We start from the raw sequence: 17,612 nt of genomic DNA, 5'->3' as shown, positions 1-17,612 counted from the left end.
GACTGATGCCGTGACCGAACACGCCGCACTTCTTCGTTCCCTGCACGTCCCGGGCTCGCCACTGGTGCTTGCCAACGCCTGGGACGTGGCCAGTGCCCGCGTCGCCGAGGCGGCGGGCGCCCCGGTCGTCGCCACCACCAGCGCCGGCGTCGCCTGGAGCCTGGGCGCCCCGGATGGCGACGTCCTCGACCGGGAGGGAGCGGTCGCCGCGGTCCGGCGCGTGGCCGCCGCCGTCTCCGTGCCGGTGACCGCCGACATCGAGTCGGGCTTCGGCGACGACCCGGGGGGCGTCGCCGCGACGATCCGCGGCGTGGTCGCGGCCGGCGCCGCGGGGGTGAATCTCGAGGACTCCGTGCGCCCCGTTGACGAGATGGTCGCCCGCCTGGCCGCGGCCCGCGAGGCGGCGCCCCGCGACGATCTGTTCATCAACGCGCGGATCGACAACTACCTGCGCGGCAACCCCGACTTCGCCGACACGGTGGCCCGTGCCGAGGCGTACCTGGCGGCCGGGGCGGACGGCATCTTCGTGCCCGGCGCGATCGACCCGGAGGTCATCGGCGCGCTGGTCGCCAAGATCCCGGCGCCGGTGAACATCCTGGTCTGGCCGGGCGCGCCGACGGTGGCCGAGCTGGCCGCGCTCGGCGTGGCCCGGGTGAGTCTGGGCTCGGGCATCGCCGAGGCGGCCTACGCCGTGGTGCGGCGCGCCGTGCGGGAGGCGCTCACCTCCGGCACGTACGCGTCAATCGCCGACTCCATCCCCTACGGCGAGCTGAACGGTCTGCTCAGTCACTCCGCATAACGCGTAGGCGGGAACGGGTTGTCCTCGCTCAGCGGGGTCGTCTCGCCCTCCGCCTCCTGGCGGGCGGCGACGCTCTCGATGTCCTGCTCGACCTGGTCGAACGCCGGGTCGAACGGGACCGGGTCGTCGGTGGCGGGCGGCACGTCGTCGGGGTCGTAGTCGGCGGACCCGGCTTCCGCCCGCTCGGCCCCGGTACGGCGGGCCAGCTCGTCGTCGTCCAGGCGGTCGGGCGAGCCGCCGTGGAACCGGCGGTCGCGGCTGCCCTCGGCCGCTTCGGTGGTGAGATCGTCTCTAGCCATGTCGCTGTCCTTTCGCGTCGGACGCTGCGATACCCCGCCCGTCCTGGTCTACCACGATGACGTCGATCACGCCGGGGCCGGGAAGTGTGCGGAGACGAACGTCAGCAGGGCCGCGTTGACCTCGGCGGAGCGTTCCAGGCCGGGCAGGTGGCCGGTCTTCTCGAAGATCATGAGCTCGCTGCCGGGGATGAGATCCCGGATCAGCTCGGCGTCGGCGATGGGCGTGTAGGCGTCCTCGGCGCCGACCAGGATCAGCGTCGGTACCCGTACGCGGGAAAGGTCTTTTTGGTAGTCGGGCCGTTCGGCCCGTCCGCGCAGCGCCGCCGCCGCACCCCGGGGCGAGGTCGCGAGCATCATCCGCCGGACGTGGGCGGCGACCTCGGGCAGCTCCTCGACGTGGGCCGGCGTGATCATCTTGTCGAGGACCTCGTCGGCGTAACCCGCCATGCCCTCGGCCAGCAGCCGGTCGGCGAGGTCGCGGCGGGATTTCTTGCCCTCCTCGGTCTCGGCGACGGGTGAGGTGTCGGAGAGGATGAGGCCGGCGACGCGGTCGGGGTACTGGCGGTAGAACTCCATGGCGATCTGGCCGCCCATCGAGACGCCGCCGATGATCGCCCGATCCGTCCGCAGCGTCGCCGCGAGGTCCGCCGCGAAATCGGACAAATACGTTATCTCGCCGATGGGTGGTGCGGCGCCATAGCCGCGCAGGTCGGGAGTGATGACGTCGTGGCCGGCCGCGCGCAGCGCCGCCGCCTGCGGCTCCCAGAGCGTGTGGTCGAACGGGTGGCCGTGAATGAGCAGAATCTCCATGCCCTCGACGCTCCGCGCCGGCGGCGGGTCCGGCAACGGCCAGTCGCGTCTTTGCGGCTCGGGCGGCGCGGCCACCCACTGCCGCGCCGCCCGGGCGAGTCCCATTGTCGATACACACCGTGAAGTTAGTCAACGCAAACTTGCGACGACTTTCCGATAGTTTCGGAGTCCTTTCGCGGTGAACGACGCCCGGCTCAGCCGGTGCGGGCTTCGATGTTCGCGAACGAGACCTCGGCGGCGCTGCCCGCGCCGGTATTGGTGACGCCGAGCTGGATGCGGCCGGTGGCGAGGTCGGGGTCGGTCACGGCGCCCTCCACGAGGCCGCCGTTCCCGTCGACGCTGACGACGGCGTGCTGGTTGGAGATGACGATGTCGAGATCGTGCGGCGTGCCTGGCGTCAGGGCGGTGGACGAGGTCCGGCCCAGCGAGTTCAGCAGGGCCCCGTTCAGCTCCTCCAGCTCCACGTGGTCGGCGCAGGCGGTCAGCTGATACCCCCGGTCCCCGTGATAGCGGAACCAGACCATCGCGCAGGCGTCGGCGGAGGCCAGTTCCACGCGTACGGAAATCGACTGGTTGCCGGTGAACGCGTCCTCCGGCCCCGGGCACTGGAAGGTCGACCTGCCCTTGACGTGGGCGCGTAGTTGACCGCCGCGATAGGTGCAACTGCCGGACTCGGCGACGGTCTCCCGGAACCGGCCCGGCGCGGTCAGCGGGTCGGCGAAGGACGGGCCGCGCAGGGCCGAGGTGGTCGCGGTGGCGACCTTGGTCTGCGGGCCGGGGTCCTTGGCCGGCTCCTGGTCGCCGTTCGTCCGGGCATAGGCGACGGTCGCGACGGCGACCGACGCCAGCATCAAAGCGCCGATCGCGTACGTCAAGGGGCGGGTCACCAGGCGGGTGGCCGAGGTCGCGCGCCTCTTCGGCGACCGGTCGCCACGCCTTGGCGCCCGGTCGCTCCGGCTCGGTGATCGACCGCCGGCCTTCGCCGATGCGTTGGCTTTCGCCGACCCGTTGTATTCCGCCGGGTTATGGAATTGGTCCCGGCCGTTGTAGTCCGCCGAGCCGTTGAAGTGCGCCGGGCCGATGAGCGTGGCGGGCGCCGGCTGCGGGCCCTCGGCGATCACGTGCTCGAGCAGCTCGCGCGAGTCGAACCGGCCGCCCGTACGCCTCGGCTTGGGGCCGGTGTGCGGGACGTTCACCGCGAGCAGTTTCTGCAGTAGCTCGTTGGCGGTCGGCCGGTCGCCCGGGTCCTTGGCGAACGCCTGACTGACCAGCTCGACCAGCGACGCGGGCACGCCGCGCAGCTCGGGCGCCTTGGTGAGGATCTGCGCGGCGGTCGCCACCGGCGTGTCGCCGTAGAACGGGTTGCGCCCGGTGCCGGCGAAGACGATCACGCCGCCCCACGCGAAGATGTCGGCCGCGGGCGTGATCGGGCCGACGTCGGGGTCGAGCCGCTCGGGCGCCATGTAATCGACCGTGCCCACCCACCGGCCGGGCCGGGTGTGCTTGGTGGTCGCCTCGAGGGCCCGGGCGATGCCGAAGTCGATCACCTTGGGCAGGCCGAGCGACAGCAGCACGTTGCTCGGCTTCAGGTCGCGATGGATGACACCGGCGCCGTGGATCGCGGTCAACGCCGCCGCCACGCCGACCGCGACGCTGTGCAGGTCGCCCGGCGCCATCGGGCCCCGCTCCTCGACGACCTCCTGCAGGCTGGGTCCCTCCACGTACTCCACGACCAGATACGGCGTGACCTCGTCGGTCCCGGCGTCCAGGACCGCGGCCGTGCAGAACGACGGCACCTGCCGGGCGCGTTCCACCTCGCTGCGGAACCGGGCCCGGAACTCGGAGTTGTTGGCGTGCTCCGGCCGGATCGCCTTCACCGCGACGGGCCGGCCCTCCGGGTCGCGGCCGAGGAAGACCGTGCCCATGCCGCCCTCGCCGAGCCGGCCGAGCAGGCGGTAATCGCCGAGCCGTCGTGGGTCGCCCGGCCGCAGGGGCCTAGTCGTCATGGGATGCGCTCTCGGGACGTATGGGTCATGATGGACAGTCACTCAAGGTGACGGCTTCCGGATCGGGACGGTCCCCGATCTTACGACCGGAAATCACGCATGCGCCCACGTGACAGCCACCATTTTGCACAGTCTTCTTGTTACTCACCGGTTTTGGCATGTTCCCGACCGACAACACAGAGCGTAATCGCGCGGATTCGGCAGGCTATGAGGCATTTGACGGCTTGTCGCGGGCCGTCCCCGGCCGATGTGGCGTTCGCAACACCCGCAACCCTCAGGTGATGCTGGTGAACCCGCGCAGACGCAGGCTGTTGCCGACGACGAAGACGCTGGAGAAGGCCATGGCAGCGCCCGCGAGCATCGGGTTGAGCAGGCCAAGCGCGGCGACGGGCAGCGCGGCGACGTTGTAGGCGAAGGCCCAGAACAGGTTCGTCCGGATCGTCGCGAGAGTGCGGCGGGACAGCCGGATCGCGTCCACGGCGGCGCGCAGGTCGCCGCGGACCAGCGTGATGCCGGCGGCCTCGATCGCGACGTCGGTGCCGGTGCCCATGGCCAGGCCGAGGTCGGCCTGGGCGAGGGCGGGCGCGTCGTTGACGCCGTCGCCGACCATCGCGACGGTCCGGCCCTCGGCCTGCAGCCGGCGGATCACGTCGGCCTTGTCGCCCGGCAGCACCTCGGCGATCACCTGGTCGATGCCGACCTCGGCGGCGATCCGCTCGGCGACGGCCTTGTTGTCGCCGGTGAGCAGGACCGGGGTCAGCCCGAGGCGGTTGAGGCCGGCCACGGCCTCGGCACTGGTCGGCTTGACCGTGTCGGCGACGACGAGCAGCCCGCGGGCCGCGCCGTCCCAGCCGGCCACGACCACCGTCCGGCCCTCGCTCTCGGCCCGCGCCTTGGCCGCGGCGAGCTCGGGCGGCAGCGGCCGGGCCAGCAATGACTCCCGCCCGACGAGCACCTCGTGCCCGTCGACGGTGCCACGCACGCCCCGGCCTTCGAGGTTGGCGAAGTCGTGCACGGCCGGGAGGGCGCCGGTGGCGGCCTTCGCGATGGCCTGGGCGATCGGGTGCTCGGAGGCGTTCTCGACGGCGCCGGCCAGGCGCAGCAACTCGTCCCGGCTGGTGCCGGGCACGGGCAGCGCCGCGGTGAGGGCCATCCGGCCGGTGGTCACGGTGCCGGTCTTGTCGAGCACCACGGTGTCCACCTCGCGGGTCGATTCGAGCACCTCGGGACCCTTGATCAAGATGCCCAGCTGGGCGCCCCGGCCGGTGCCGACCAGCAGCGCGGTCGGGGTGGCCAGGCCGAGCGCGCACGGGCAGGCGATCACCAGGACGGCCACGGCGGCGGTGAACGCGGCACCGGCCGGGAACCCGGCGCCCAGCCAGGCGCCGAGCGCGGCCACCGCGATCGCGATGACGATCGGGACGAACACGCCGGAGATCCGGTCGGCCAGGCGCTGCACCTCGGCCTTGCCGGTCTGGGCGTCCTCGACCAGCTTGGCCATCTGCGCGAGCTGGGTGCCGGCGCCCACCCGGGTGGCCTCGACGACGAGGCGGCCGCCGGCGTTGACGGTGGCCCCGGTGACCGGATCGCCGGGGCCGACCTCGACCGGCACCGACTCGCCGGTCAGCATCGACGCGTCCACCGCCGACGTGCCGGTGACGACCAGCCCGTCGGTGGCGATCTTCTCGCCGGGCCGCACCACGAACCGGTCACCGACGGCGAGATCCTCGATCGCGATCTTCGTCTCGGCGCCGGCGCGCAGCACCGACACCTCCTTGGCGCCCAGCTCCAGCAGCGCTCGCAGGGCCGCGCCGGCCTGCCGCTTGGACCGCTTCTCGAAATAGCGCCCGGCCAGGATGAACATCGTCACCCCGGTGGCCACCTCGAGATACAGGTTCGCGGCGCCGTCGGAGGGCGCGAGCGTCAGCTCGAACGGGTGCTTCATGCCCGGCTCCCCGGCGGTGCCGAGGAACAGCGCGTACACGGAGCAGGCGAACGCGCTCAGCGTGCCCATCGAGATCAGCGTGTCCATCGTGGCCGCGCCGTGCCGCAGGTTGGTCCACGCGGCCCGGTGGAACGGCCACGCCGCCCACACGATCACCGGCGCGGCCAGCGTGAGCGACGCCCACTGCCAGTAGGTGAATTGCAGCGCCGGGATCATCGCCATCGCGATCACCGGAACGCTCAGCACCACCGCGGCGATCAGCCTCTCCCGCAGGTCCCTCAGCTCGCCGTCCCCGGCCGCGGGGGTCTCGGGCGCCTCTGGAGCTTTCGGGGCCGGGAGCGCGGCGGTGTAGCCGGTCTTCTCCACCGTGGCGATCAGCGTCGCCGGGTCGTAGCCGTCCGGCACCGTCACCTTCGCCTTCTCGGTCGCGTAGTTGACCGTGGCGGTGACCCCGTCCAGCTTGTTCAGCTTCTTCTCGATCCGCATCGCGCAGGACGCGCAGGTCATCCCGCCGATCTCCAGCTCGACGAACTGGGCCGTTCGCATCGGAGTCCCTCCGTCGCGCGTCATCGGGCGTTCCTTCCGTCGAGGACGAAATCGGCGGTGCGCACCTTTCCGCCGATCTTGAAGTCCAGATAGAGCAGGTATCGGCCGGCGGTCGGAACCTCCGCACCGAACCTGATGGCCGGCCCGGACGTCGCGCCGGTCTCCGCGTGGACGTGCAAGTAACCGAGGTCGCCCTCGCGCAGCGCGACGAGGTGCCCGAACGAGCCCAGGTACGGCTCCAGCGCCGTCACCGGCTTGCCGTCCCGGGTGATCGTGACGGTCAGCTCGCTCGTGGCGCCCGCGGTGAGATCACCGTCGATCGCCACGTGGAAGCCGTCGACGTCGTCGGTCGCGTGCGGCCGCGGGGTGACCGGGGCATAGGCGCCGCCGATCTGCAGCGTCCGGGTCAGCGTGATGCTGCCGGCGTCCGCCCGCCCGGCCGGCACGAAGTCCGCGAACACCCGGTACGTCCCCGCCGCCGTCCACCGCCAGGGCACCGTCCACGTCCCCGCGGCGTCCATCCGCGGATGCACATGCCGGAATTCCGCGCCGTCGGCCCGCACCACGATCAGATGCAGCTGCTTCTCGTGCGACGTGGCGAACCCCGTCACCGGCGCGCCGCCCGCGTCCACGATCCGCAACGACAGCTCGCCGTCCACGCCCGTTTTCGCCGGCGCCTCCACCGGCGACAACACCAGCCCGTCGGCCGCCACCCCGAGCCCGCGGACGTCCTCCGCCGCTGCCATCTCGCCGTCCGCCGCCATGCCGTCATGACCCGCACTGCCGGTCTTCGCTTCCCGCGCCGCGACCGCGCCGTCCGGCACCACCACGGCTCCCACCGCGAACGACGCCCCGAACACCACCGCGACCCCCGCCGCGAACAGACTCAGCTTCCCCGCCGCGTTCATGAGACCCGCTCCGCCGAGTAGCCGGCCTCCTCCACGGCCGCGAGCACCAGCCGGTCGTCCACCACCGCGCCCGCGTCCGTGCCGGTCACCACGAGCCGCCCGGCCGCCGCGCTCACCTCGACCGCGTCCACGCCCGGCACCCGCCCAACCTCTTCCCGGACCGACATCTCGCAGTGCGCGCAGGTCATCCCCGACACCCGAAACTCGCTGACGCTCATCGCAAACCTCCCAGGAGAAATACCCCAACCGGGTATCCGTACCGAGAAGCTATACCCTCCCGGGGTATTGCGCAACCGATCATTCAAGCCGGTCGATTGACTAGCGGTAACCCATTGGTAACAATGAACCGGCTCTTGGGAGCGCTCCCATCACTGATTCCACCGCGTCGCGAAACTTGGGAAGGAACCCCCGTGACTCCATACCTGCGTAGACGGGTCACCGTGCTGACCGCGGCCGCCGCGGCGGCCACGCTGGCGCTGATGTCCTTGACCGTCCAACCGGCGTCCGCCGAACCGACACAGCACATTCCCAACGGCGACTTCACGACCGGGACGACCGGTTGGTGGTCCACCGAGAACGCGCCGATTTCCGCCACCGGCGGGGAGCTCTGCGCCGAAGTTCCGGCCGGCACCACCAACGCCTGGGACGTCAGCCTCGGCCACAACGACATCCCGCTCGTCACCGGCGCGGCCTACTCACTGAGCTTCCGCGCGCACGCCAGTACGCCGGTGACAGTCCGGGCCAACGTGCAGCTCAACGAGGATCCGTACACCACGGCGTTGTCCCGCGCGGTGGCGCTGACCACCGAGGCGCAGACCTTCGAGTACGCCTTCACCGGCAACCTGGACTCGGCCAACGGCACGCTGACGTTCCAGCTCGGCGGGGGTGCCGAGGCGTTCGTCTTCTGCCTCGACGACGTCTCGCTGACCAGCGACGTCGCCGCACCGCCGACCGGCGTCGAGCAGGTGGAGAACGGCGACTTCGCCGACGGCGCCTCGGGCTGGTACACCTACGGCACCACGGCGACCGGGGTCGAGGACGGGCAGCTGTGCGCCACCGTGCCCGCGGGGCTGGCCAATCCCTGGGACGCCGGCATCGGGCAGAACAACGTCAGGTTGACCGCCGGAGCGTCGTACACCTTCTCGTTCGACGCCACGGCCACCCCGGGCGCCACCGTGCGGGCCGCCGTCCAGCTCGGGGCCGAGCCGTACACGTCGTACTTCAGCCGCGACGTCGCGCTGACCGCCACCTCGCAGCACCTGGAATTCACGTTCACCGCGTCCGAGGACACCACCGCGGGCCAGGTCGCCTTCCAGGTCGGCGGGGCCGCCGCGGAGTACCGGCTGTGCCTGGACAACGTGTCGCTGATCGGCGGCGAGCCGGAGCCGCCGTACGTGCCGGAGACCGGGCCGCGGGTCCGGGTGAACCAGGTCGGTTACCTGCCGGGCGGGCCGAAGAACGCCACCCTGGTCACCGACGCCACCGACGCACTGGACTGGCAGCTCAAGAACGCCGCCGGTGACGTGGTCAAGTCGGGCCGGAGCACGCCGCGCGGGGTGGACGCCGCCTCGGGCCAGAACGTCCACACCATCGACTTCTCCGGCTACGCCACCGCGGGGACCGGCTACACGCTCGTCGCCGACGGCGAGACCAGCCACCCGTTCGACATCTCCAGCACCGTCTACCAGCAACTGCGGTCGGACGCCCTGCAGTTCTTCTACATCCAGCGCAGCGGCATCGCGATCGACGGCGACCTGGTCGGCGAGCAGTACGCCCGCCCGGCCGGGCACCTGGGCGTGGCCCCGAACAAGGGCGACACCGACGTGCCGTGCCGGGCCAACTCCTGCGACTACCGGCTCGACGTGCGCGGCGGCTGGTACGACGCCGGCGACCACGGCAAGTACGTGGTCAACGGCGGTATCGCCGTCCAGCAACTGCTGAGCAGCTTCGAACGCACGAAGACCGCCGTCACCGCCGCGCACGGCGCCGGGCTGGCGGACAGCACGCTGCGGGTGCCGGAGCGGGGCAACGACGTTCCCGACATCCTCGACGAGGCGCGCTGGGAGCTCGAGTTCCTGATGCGCATGCAGGTGCCGGCCGGCAAGCCGTTCGCCGGGATGGCCCACCACAAGATCCACGACGCCAACTGGACCGGCCTGCCGATGCAGCCCGAGGACGACCCCGAGCAGCGCGAGCTGCAGCCGCCGTCGACCGCGGCAACGCTCAACCTGGCGGCCACCGCCGCTCAGGGCGCGCGGCTGTTCGCGCCGTACGACGCGGCGTTCTCGGCCAAGCTGCTGACCGCGGCCCGCACCGCGTACGCCGCGGCCAAGGCCAACCCGGCCAAGATCGCGCAGGACCTGGGCGGCGGCGGTGGCGGGTACGGTGACGACGACGTCTCCGACGAGTTCTACTGGGCCGCGGCCGAGCTGTACCTGACCACCGGCGAGGCGGCGTTCCTGACCGATGTGACCGCGTCCCGGCACCACACCGCCGACGTATTCGCCGCCACCGGCTTCGGCTGGGCCAGCACGGCGGCGCTGGGCCGGCTCGACCTGGCCACGGTGCCCAGCGCCCTGCCGGCCGCCGACCGGCAGCGGGTCCGCCAGTCGGTGGTCACTGCCGCGGACAACTATCTGGCTACCCTGACCGCCCAGGCGTACGGGTTGCCGATGCCGGGCAACGCGGGAAGCTACTTCTGGGGCGGCAACAGCAACATCCTGAACAACGTGCAGGTGCTGGCGACCGCGTTCGACCTGACCGGCGCGGCGAAGTACCGCGACGGCGCGCTGCAGGGCGTCGACTACATCTTCGGCCGCAACGCGCTGAACCAGTCCTACGTCACCGGCTGGGGCGAGAAGGCGTCGGAGAACCAGCACACCCGGATCTACGCGCACGAGAAAGACGCCAGTCTTCCGCACCCGCCGGCCGGATCGCTGGCCGGCGGCGCGAACGCCGGGCTGGACGACCCGTACGCGAAAGATCTGCTCACCGGCTGCAAGCCGATGTTCTGCTACGTCGACGACATCGAGTCGTACGCGACGAACGAGGTCGCCATCAACTGGAACTCCGCCCTGGCCTGGGTGGCGTCCTTCCTGGCCGACCAGGGCAGGGCCGAGCCGGCGGCGGTGTCCTGCCGGGCCAGTTACACCAACTACGGCGACTGGGCGGACAAGACTGGGTTCACCGCCCAGCTGACCGTCACCAACACCGGCACCGAGCCGATCGACGCCTGGACGGTGCGCTTCGCCTTCCTCGGCGGCCAGCACCTCCGCGAGGCGTGGTCGGCCGAGGCGACGCAGTCGGGTGCCACGGTGACGGCCCGCAACACCGCCACGAACCGGCGCATCCAGCCCGGCGCAACGGTGTACTTCGGCTTCAACGCCACCACCCCCGGCGGCCCGAACCCGGCACCGGAGCTGATCACCCTCAACGGCGCCGCCTGCGCCCAGGCCTGACCGAACGGGTCCGGCCGGCCCTCGGCCGGCCGGACCCCCACCCAGCCCTGCCGACCCAGCCTTACCGACCCAGCCCCGTCGGCGGCACGCTGCCCACGGCGTAGTCCGGCCGGCATCGCGGCTCGGGCCGCTGAGCGCCGGGCACTTCCCGTCGCTGATGGCCTATTTCGGCGCGGTGCTCACCGGCCTTCGCCGCCTGGAACGTCGCTGGCAGCCGGACGTCATCGTCGAGGACTTCGCCGCTCCGTTCTCCAGCATCGCCGTGCCTTATCTGACGCGTACCCCCGTGGTCGGGGTTGTGCAGTGGCTCTTCGCGGCCGACAAGGCCAAGCAGTACCACCTGCCGTTCCAGCACATCGAGCGGCTTGGCGTCGGCGCGCACGACACGCTGGTCGCGGTCAGCGAGGACCTGGCGGGCGAGCTGCGGGCACGCAACCCGAGCGCCGACGTGCGGGCTGTCCCGAACGGCCTCGAGCCGGTGGCCTGGCACGTCCGGCCTCGGCAGCGCGGCGACCACATGCTGTTCCTGGGCCGGCTGGAGATGGCGCAGAAGGGCATGGACCTGCTGCTCGACGCGTATGCGCAGATCGCCGCGTACACGAGATCCGATCTGGTCATCGCCGGCGACGGCCCGGACGAGGCCGCCCTGCGCGCCCGCGCCGAAAGCCTGGGTATCGCCCACCGGCTGCACTGGCTGGGCCGGATCGACGGGCCGGCCCGCTTCGAGATCCTCGCCGCGGCCCGCCTGGTCTGCATGCCCAGCTGCTACGAGACGTTCGGCATGGTGGCGGCCGAATCCCTGGCGGTAGGCACGCCGGTGGTGGCCTTCGACATCCCGTGCCTGCGGGCCCTGGTGCGGCCCGGCGTGGGGGTTCCGGTCGAGGCTTTCGACGTACGTGCCTTGGCCGGCGCGATGCTGGCCCTGGCCAACGACCCGGCCCGCTGCGCCCGGCTCGGCGCGGCCGGCCCCGACTCGGTGCGCCATCTCGACTGGGACGCGGTGGCCGCCGCCCAGCTCGCGGCCTACGAGTCGGTGCTGCCCGCCCGGCCTGTCGCGCGGGTCGCGGGACGAGGTGGTCCCGGTCATCCAGGGCCGGCGCGGCCCTGCCCTCAGCGGGTGCCTCGGCCCGCAGCCGCTCGGCGATCAGATCTCGGCCCCGGCCGTCGGGAGCCGCATCGCTGAACGTCGGCAACCCGTGCGCCAGCGCCCAGATCCCGTTGTGCGGCGGAGGGCTGGGCGGTGGTCGGTCTACCTTTTGAGAGACCAGTCCGCATCACCGTCTCTGACGGACGCATCGCCGTATTCGCCGGTGTTGGCCTTGGGCCAGGCACCCTTGGGAAATGCGGTGGGGTCGACGGCGTCGCCGTGCAGGGTGATCATGGCGGTGACCTGGGCGGCGACGAAGGCGCTGAGGGTGGAGACGGCGGTGACGATGATGGCCGTGTTGACGCCGGCTTCTTCGAGGAAGAGCGCGATGCCGGGTCCGGAGAAGATGCCGGAGCCCATCGCCGCGATCGACACGGCGAGGGCGGCGATGAGTTTGGCGAGGACACCGGCCAGAACGATATAGAACGCGAGGCCGGCGCCGGCGCAGGCGAGCAGGTTGAGCGAAGTGTTGCCGGCGATGGAGCCGATGCGGGCGGCGGCGGTGGATTGGGCGTTGGCGGCGGCGAGGTAGGCGTCGCGGGCTTTGCCGGACCAGTCGCTGTCGTCGACGACGAGGTTTTGGGCGGTTAGGTCGGTGGCGACGCCGTTGGTGGCGCCTTTGATGTCCATCCACTTCCAGGAGTCGATGAACATGAAGATCGGGGCGGCGGCGCCTTTGAGCAGGTCGAGGATCCAGTCGAGGATGGCCTGACCGACTTCGACGGTCTTCTCGGCGATCCATCGAAAGCCCTGCGCGACTGGCGGGGGAACGTACCAATGACTGGTGGCGCTGTTCGCGGCCGGGATGACCTGGGCGAGTTGGCCTTGGAAGGTGGTGATCCCGGTTTCGATCTCGCGGATCACGGCTTCGTACTGTGCCTGTGAAAACACGATTGGACCCCCGGGAAGTCAGTAGATGTTGCGGATGCGGTGCTCGGCGGCCTTGTCCTCGGCCTCGTAGGTGTCGGCCACGGTCCGCAGGGTGGCGGCGATCTCGGTCATGGCGGTGGCGCCTTCCCGGGTGCGGTCGGCGACGGCGTGGATCACGTCGTTGTACGGGCCCACCATGAGCTGGAAGAGGCCGGCTTCCAGGCGCCCGAATTCCATTCCGGCGACCGTGCTGCTCTGCCCGGCGAGTACGGCGCTTTGGCTGTCCCACTCGGTGGCTTCGTTGCGCAGGGCCTGGGTCGCGACGGCGACCTGCTCGCCGCTGGGGGGATGGGTCATGGATTGCCGCCTTGCCGGGGAGGTGTCGCGGTCAGGGATATCAGCGTGGCGAGGGCATCACCGACGAGGTCGTCCCGGTGGAGCGCGGCCGGTGGGCCGGCGGGGAGCTTGCCGGCTGCGTCGTGCAGGGCGGCGGCCAGCGCTGCGCTGATCGCCGGGCCGTCGTGGTGCTTCGCCCAGTCTGGCGCGATGGTGCAAGCTGTCAGCCCGCCCGGCGCGAGCCGGACGGTGACGTGTCGGGTGTCGTCCTGTCCCTGCACGGTTGGCGGCGCTGCCGCCGACTGCGCCTGCGCGGCCCTCAGGTGCTCGATGGCGTCCTCGGCGAGCTGGTTGCTGTCGCGGACGTGCCCGGCGGGCATGGTGATGTCAGGGGCCGCCTGCGTTTCCTCCTCGTGGTCGAAGGAAGGCTTGGGCTCTGCAGCGAGCTCGAGCGCTTGCATGGCGTGCCGGACGGCATCGGTGTTGGCCTCCATGACGGCCTCGGCGAGTCGACCGGGCTCAAGTCGTTCCCGCCAGCCGGCCCGAATACGGATCTCGGCGGGTATGCCGTTCGGGCCGAGCCGGATGTGGACCGTGCCGGTCGAGTCGCTGCCCTCCGCGTGGTGCGGCGGGCCGGCGGCGAGACCTCGGGCGAGCTGTGCGGCCTGGCGCTGCAGCCGGGTCAGGTGCCGAAGCTCGTCTGGTTGCATGACCTCAGCTCCCCGTCTGAAGGACTGCTCGCCCGATCATGGCGATCTCCACTGCTGCCAAGGCCAGCAGGACCGCCAGGATGATCGGCGTCCCCCCGGCGACCACGAAGAACAGAGCCATCACCGCCACGACCCCCACCGAGGTGAACACGGCGACCGCGACGATGGTGCGGAGCGGCCCGGTCCGGCCGCGCCACGCGGCCAGCGCGCCCACCAGCGCGATCACAGTGATGGCGAGGCCGGCGACGGTGGTGCCGGGGTGCCCGAACGGAGAGGCGTCCGCGACCTCGTCGAAGCCGGCACTGGCGAACGCGACGACGAACAGCTCGATCAGGGCCGTCACGAACAGCAGCACCAAAGCGAATCCGCTGGTGCGCGTCGTACTCGGTGCCGATCTCACCGTGCCCCACTCTCGGTAGCCAGGAGTGGACAGCCTGTCGTACCAGGCGTAAGCGCGCAAGACCGGCGAGCAGGAAGACCCAAGTGCAGGAGCGGGATGTGCTGCTTGTCCCTGTGCCGGCGGTGTTCACAGGCGCGGCTGTGGTCGTGTCCAGCCCGGGCCGGCGAGGCCGCATACCGCCAGGACCACGACGGTCGACCGGCGGTCGGCTGTCTCGCGTGCGGCTGGTGGTCCGTGGTGGGAAACGCGAGGTCACGTACGGTCACGGCGGCTGTGTCCGTTAGCCGTTCACAAGTTTCCGGATCTGCCGAGAACAATGCGCCCGGTCATGTCGACGAAAGGGCACGAGCAGCCCGTTTGTGATGGCCGCTCCCGGGCCTGACTGCACGGCCGTTTCATGATCGATGGTGGCGGTGAGTGACGATGCCCGCGTTGGCGTGTCGGATATGGACGAAGCTCCGTTGAGCCCAGGTCTTTCCACGGATCTGGTGCAAACGGAGCTTCGTCGTGCCGCAGTCTGCCACTCTCCTTGCTGATCGGTCGCCCGCGCCGCTGCCCGAGGACGTCTCGTTCACGCCTTCGTGTCACGGTCTGCTCGACTTGCTGCTCGCCGTCGGCGACGGCCGGTCCGACCAAGGCCGTGATCATCCGGTCGCGGTCGTGCTGGCTCTGATCGCGGCGGCCACGGTGTCGGGGTTGAAGGGCTACACCGCGATCAGTGGCTGGGTCGCCGACGTCCCCACCGAGATCCTCGACAGCCTGTACCGGCGAGTCGAGGCCCGGCCGGCCGGCCGGCCGTCACGCTCCACGCTCTGGCGGGTATGCACCGACACCGACGGCGACGTCCTGGACGCGGTGATCGCCGAATGGACCACCACCCGGCGCGCCGGCATCAACGAACCGGCTCTCACCAGCAGCGATACACCGGCGCAGGTACGCCTGGACGGGAAGACCGTGCGCGGCGCCGTCGACGCCGACGGCGAACAACTGCATCTGCTGTCCGCGCTGGCCGGTACGCCCGGCCCGGACCCGGCCGCCGTCGTCATCGCTCAGGCGCCGACCGATGGCGCCAAGACCCGCGAACCAGAAACCGCCCGTGCCCTCCTCGAATCCCTCGATCTACGCGACGTGACCGTGACCGCTGACGCGCTGCACACCGTGAAGGCCACCGCCGAGCTCATCCATCAGCAGGGCGGCCACTTCGTGCTGCCGGTCAAGGAGAACCGGCCCGCGCTGTTCGCCGCTCTCGACGCCCTGCCCTGGGCCGCCACCGCGATCGGCTACGAGAGCACCGAGACAGGGCACGGTCGCAGCACCCGCCGCACCATCCGGGTCCTGCCCGCACCGCCCGGCCTGCCGCTCCCGCACGTCAGCCAGGTCTGGCTGATCGAACGCTACGTCACCACCAGCGACGGCAAACAATCCGCCGCAGCGCAACTCGGCGTCACCAGCCACCCCGCCGAAGCCGCCGGACCAGCCGAGATCGCCGCGTTCAACCGCGGCCAGTGGACCATCGAAACCCTGCACTTCATCCGCGACACCTGCTACCGCGAGGACCACTCCCGCGTCCGCACCCGCTCCGGACCCCGCGTCCTGGCCTCGCTACGCAACCTCGCGATCAACGCGCTACGCCTGGCCGGCCGCACCGACATCACCGAAGCCACCCGCTGGGCCACCCGCGACATGACCAGGCCATTCACCATCCTCGGCCTCACCGGATGATGTTGAAACGGCCGTGGGCTGCAGGGTGACGAGACGCCTGGGCCGGGCTGGCAGCTAATCGGACAGCTGACCGACCGTTTGGGCCATAACTTCGGCGATGCCGGAATCGGCTACATCTTCGTTTCGGCAGACGGCGCCGAAGGCAGATTTCTCTGGCAGTGCGGCTAACTCATCTGCGGCTGTTATCGCGTACCAGCCATGCCGCAGCCCGTACTGTCCGTAACTGTCGGCCGTCGAGCGCCTTTCGAGCTTGCCAATGCGGGCGTGGAGGTGGCCGTCCTGGTGGCCTCGGCTGCGGCCGTAGGGGCGAGGCCGGCGGTTTCGCGTGCGGCGTCTGTCTACCATGTACGCCATTGGTCGGTGATGTCGTGGCGGGTCATCCGGTGGCGGCCGGCGAACGCGTCCACATCAAGGCCGGCGTCCTCCAGTGTCGCCTCGAGGTACTGGCAGAGCTGTTCGCGTTCGCCGGTCTCGTACGCCGCCCCGCCGAAGCGGGCGTTGACGACGTTGAGCGCCTTCACGGTTCGTTCGATGACCGCGAAGATGTCCGTGTCGGTCGCCGGTTCCCAGCGATGGCTGACCAGTTCAGCGACGTCCTGCTCGAATCGTGTCAGAACCTCGTCCGTCTGGGCGAGCATCTCCGGAGGAAACAGGCCGGCCGCAAACGCGTCGTCGAGGTCGAGGGCGCCCGCCGCGATCTGCGCCGCCTCGTCGTCTACCTGCTCGCGCCACCCTGCTGTCGGCCGTTGCACCATGATCGGCAGGGTAGTCAGCTACTGCCTGCCCGGCCGTCTCAATCCGCCATAGAGGTGGACTCGCTGGTCAACGTCGTAGTCCGGGTCGCGGGAGATGAACCCGTCTGCCTTCACCTCGCCATGGGCGACAAGCGTCAGCCAGTCCTCGTAGTACCAGCTCGGATTACACGCACACGTGGTGACGGTGTACCGGAAGTTCGCCCGGTACCGGCCGACCTGACCTGGCGTGAGCATGAAAAGACGGCCAGGGCCACGCTGCCGTGGGTAGGCGGCCCAGCCCGGCAACCGGTCGACGACCAGCGCCGAACCCTCCACCGACAACCACAGGTCGAGGTCGCGAGCTCGATCAAGGCCACCGGTGACGACATCGTCATGACGCGCGTACCGGGCCGCTTCGTCAGCGAGCACCTCATGGATGACCACATCATCGGTCGGCATAGCCGTCGGAAGCCGCTCCGGGCGACACAGGCCACGGCGTGCATCTGCTTGCGACGCGCCAGGTGCTGCCGCACTCCACCGCACACGTACCCGCTGGATGGTGATCACGACTCACCCTGAACCGCCAACGCGCAGAACGGCCAGCCATTTTCAGATCTGACCGCGGTCTACGCGCTGAGCAACGCGCTGGCACCACGAGTGGAGCCGCCGAACCCACTCAGTGCTCGCCTCGGGCGACGGCATCTCCTGGAGTCGTAGAGTTAGTCCGCTGGGTCGTTATCAGCAGGGTAGTCGTTCGTCCCACCAAGGAGGCAGGTTGGAGCCTTCGCGGGGGCCCCCTCCCTGTCACGCTTAGATGAGACAGCCCGTTGACCAGGGGATACTCTTCCTGGACGGTCACGAGGAGAGATCATCAGCATGACGTCGAACCCCAGCGAGAGCCCTGATCCGGACGCCCGGCCCC

16 protein-coding genes are annotated in these 17,612 nt (G+C 70.7%); 4 read left to right on the top strand and 12 right to left on the bottom strand.

The features are described from left to right. Positions 1-10 precede the first annotated feature (10 nt). Positions 11-799: an isocitrate lyase/PEP mutase family protein gene (locus ACFQS1_RS25585; protein ID WP_378972886.1), complete on the top strand. Its 789-nt coding sequence runs from the start codon at positions 11-13 to the stop codon at positions 797-799. Here the strand turns inward: ACFQS1_RS25585 and ACFQS1_RS25580 are convergent. The 6 genes from ACFQS1_RS25580 to ACFQS1_RS25555 form a co-directional block, all read right to left on the bottom strand. Continuing rightward, a complete protein-coding gene (locus ACFQS1_RS25580) occupies positions 787-1,098 on the bottom strand; it encodes a hypothetical protein (protein ID WP_378972884.1) in 312 nt (103 codons plus the stop codon). The genes ACFQS1_RS25585 and ACFQS1_RS25580 overlap by 13 nt on opposite strands. A 66-nt stretch (positions 1,099-1,164) precedes the next feature. Then, on the bottom strand, positions 1,165-2,013 hold the full coding sequence (locus tag ACFQS1_RS25575; protein WP_378972882.1) for an alpha/beta fold hydrolase: 849 nt from the start codon (positions 2,011-2,013) through the stop codon (positions 1,165-1,167). Between the two features lie 89 nt (positions 2,014-2,102). Further along, positions 2,103-3,914, bottom strand: coding sequence for a serine/threonine-protein kinase (locus ACFQS1_RS25570; RefSeq protein WP_378972879.1), 1,812 nt, complete (start codon positions 3,912-3,914; stop codon positions 2,103-2,105). A gap of 274 nt (positions 3,915-4,188) precedes the next feature. Then, positions 4,189-6,429 carry a heavy metal translocating P-type ATPase gene (locus tag ACFQS1_RS25565; RefSeq protein WP_378972876.1) on the bottom strand — a complete coding sequence of 747 codons (2,241 nt, stop codon included), beginning with the start codon at positions 6,427-6,429 and terminating at the stop codon, positions 4,189-4,191. Further along, positions 6,426-7,313 carry a hypothetical protein gene (locus tag ACFQS1_RS25560; RefSeq protein ID WP_378972874.1) on the bottom strand — a complete coding sequence of 296 codons (888 nt, stop codon included), beginning with the start codon at positions 7,311-7,313 and terminating at the stop codon, positions 6,426-6,428. Before ACFQS1_RS25560 ends, ACFQS1_RS25565 begins: the two co-directional genes overlap by 4 nt. Beyond that, positions 7,310-7,531 (bottom strand): heavy-metal-associated domain-containing protein, encoded by a 222-nt coding sequence (locus ACFQS1_RS25555; RefSeq protein ID WP_378972871.1) that lies wholly within the window; start codon positions 7,529-7,531, stop codon positions 7,310-7,312. The genes ACFQS1_RS25560 and ACFQS1_RS25555 overlap by 4 nt, the downstream gene beginning before the upstream one ends. 192 nt (positions 7,532-7,723) lie before the next feature. Here ACFQS1_RS25555 and ACFQS1_RS25550 point away from each other — a divergent pair, with 192 nt between their 5' ends. Together ACFQS1_RS25550 and ACFQS1_RS25545 are read left to right on the top strand one after the other, a co-directional pair. After that, the gene (locus ACFQS1_RS25550; protein WP_378972868.1) at positions 7,724-10,771 is read left to right on the top strand and encodes a glycoside hydrolase family 9 protein; all 3,048 of its coding nucleotides are present in this window, start codon (positions 7,724-7,726) and stop codon (positions 10,769-10,771) included. A gap of 157 nt (positions 10,772-10,928) precedes the next feature. After that, positions 10,929-11,954, top strand: a complete 1,026-nt coding sequence (locus tag ACFQS1_RS25545) for a glycosyltransferase (protein ID WP_465263218.1) — start codon at positions 10,929-10,931, stop codon at positions 11,952-11,954. Between the two features lie 66 nt (positions 11,955-12,020). Here the strand turns inward: ACFQS1_RS25545 and ACFQS1_RS25540 are convergent, their stop codons facing one another. The 4 genes from ACFQS1_RS25540 to ACFQS1_RS25525 are packed head-to-tail and all read right to left on the bottom strand — an operon-like array spanning position 12,021 to position 14,189. Then, positions 12,021-12,782 (bottom strand): hypothetical protein, encoded by a 762-nt coding sequence (locus ACFQS1_RS25540; protein WP_378972866.1) that lies wholly within the window; start codon positions 12,780-12,782, stop codon positions 12,021-12,023. A 45-nt stretch (positions 12,783-12,827) separates the two neighbouring features. Then, complete coding sequence (locus tag ACFQS1_RS25535) at positions 12,828-13,145, bottom strand: hypothetical protein (protein WP_378972864.1); 318 nt, start codon at positions 13,143-13,145, stop codon at positions 12,828-12,830. Then, the gene (locus ACFQS1_RS25530) at positions 13,142-13,834 is read right to left on the bottom strand and encodes a hypothetical protein (RefSeq protein ID WP_378972863.1); all 693 of its coding nucleotides are present in this window, start codon (positions 13,832-13,834) and stop codon (positions 13,142-13,144) included. Before ACFQS1_RS25530 ends, ACFQS1_RS25535 begins: the two co-directional genes overlap by 4 nt. A 4-nt stretch (positions 13,835-13,838) precedes the next feature. Continuing rightward, positions 13,839-14,189 (bottom strand): hypothetical protein, encoded by a 351-nt coding sequence (locus ACFQS1_RS25525; RefSeq protein WP_378972860.1) that lies wholly within the window; start codon positions 14,187-14,189, stop codon positions 13,839-13,841. 552 nt (positions 14,190-14,741) lie between these two features. On the opposite strand from ACFQS1_RS25525, the gene ACFQS1_RS25520 reads away from it, so the two are divergent. Next, positions 14,742-15,956 carry an ISAs1 family transposase gene (locus ACFQS1_RS25520; RefSeq protein WP_378972858.1) on the top strand — a complete coding sequence of 405 codons (1,215 nt, stop codon included), beginning with the start codon at positions 14,742-14,744 and terminating at the stop codon, positions 15,954-15,956. A gap of 338 nt (positions 15,957-16,294) precedes the next feature. On the opposite strand, the gene ACFQS1_RS25515 is transcribed toward ACFQS1_RS25520, so the two are convergent. Together ACFQS1_RS25515 and ACFQS1_RS25510 are read right to left on the bottom strand one after the other, a co-directional pair. Continuing rightward, positions 16,295-16,711 carry a hypothetical protein gene (locus tag ACFQS1_RS25515; RefSeq protein WP_378972856.1) on the bottom strand — a complete coding sequence of 139 codons (417 nt, stop codon included), beginning with the start codon at positions 16,709-16,711 and terminating at the stop codon, positions 16,295-16,297. 18 nt (positions 16,712-16,729) lie between these two features. Continuing rightward, on the bottom strand, positions 16,730-17,257 hold the full coding sequence (locus tag ACFQS1_RS25510) for a hypothetical protein (RefSeq protein WP_378972854.1): 528 nt from the start codon (positions 17,255-17,257) through the stop codon (positions 16,730-16,732). Positions 17,258-17,612: the final 355 nt, after the last annotated feature.

The sequence above is a fragment of the Paractinoplanes rhizophilus genome (assembly GCF_042664765.1).
In the GTDB taxonomy this organism is placed as follows: Bacteria; Actinomycetota; Actinomycetes; order Mycobacteriales; family Micromonosporaceae; genus Actinoplanes; species Actinoplanes rhizophilus.
This window is presented reverse-complemented; position numbering and strand designations above follow the sequence as displayed.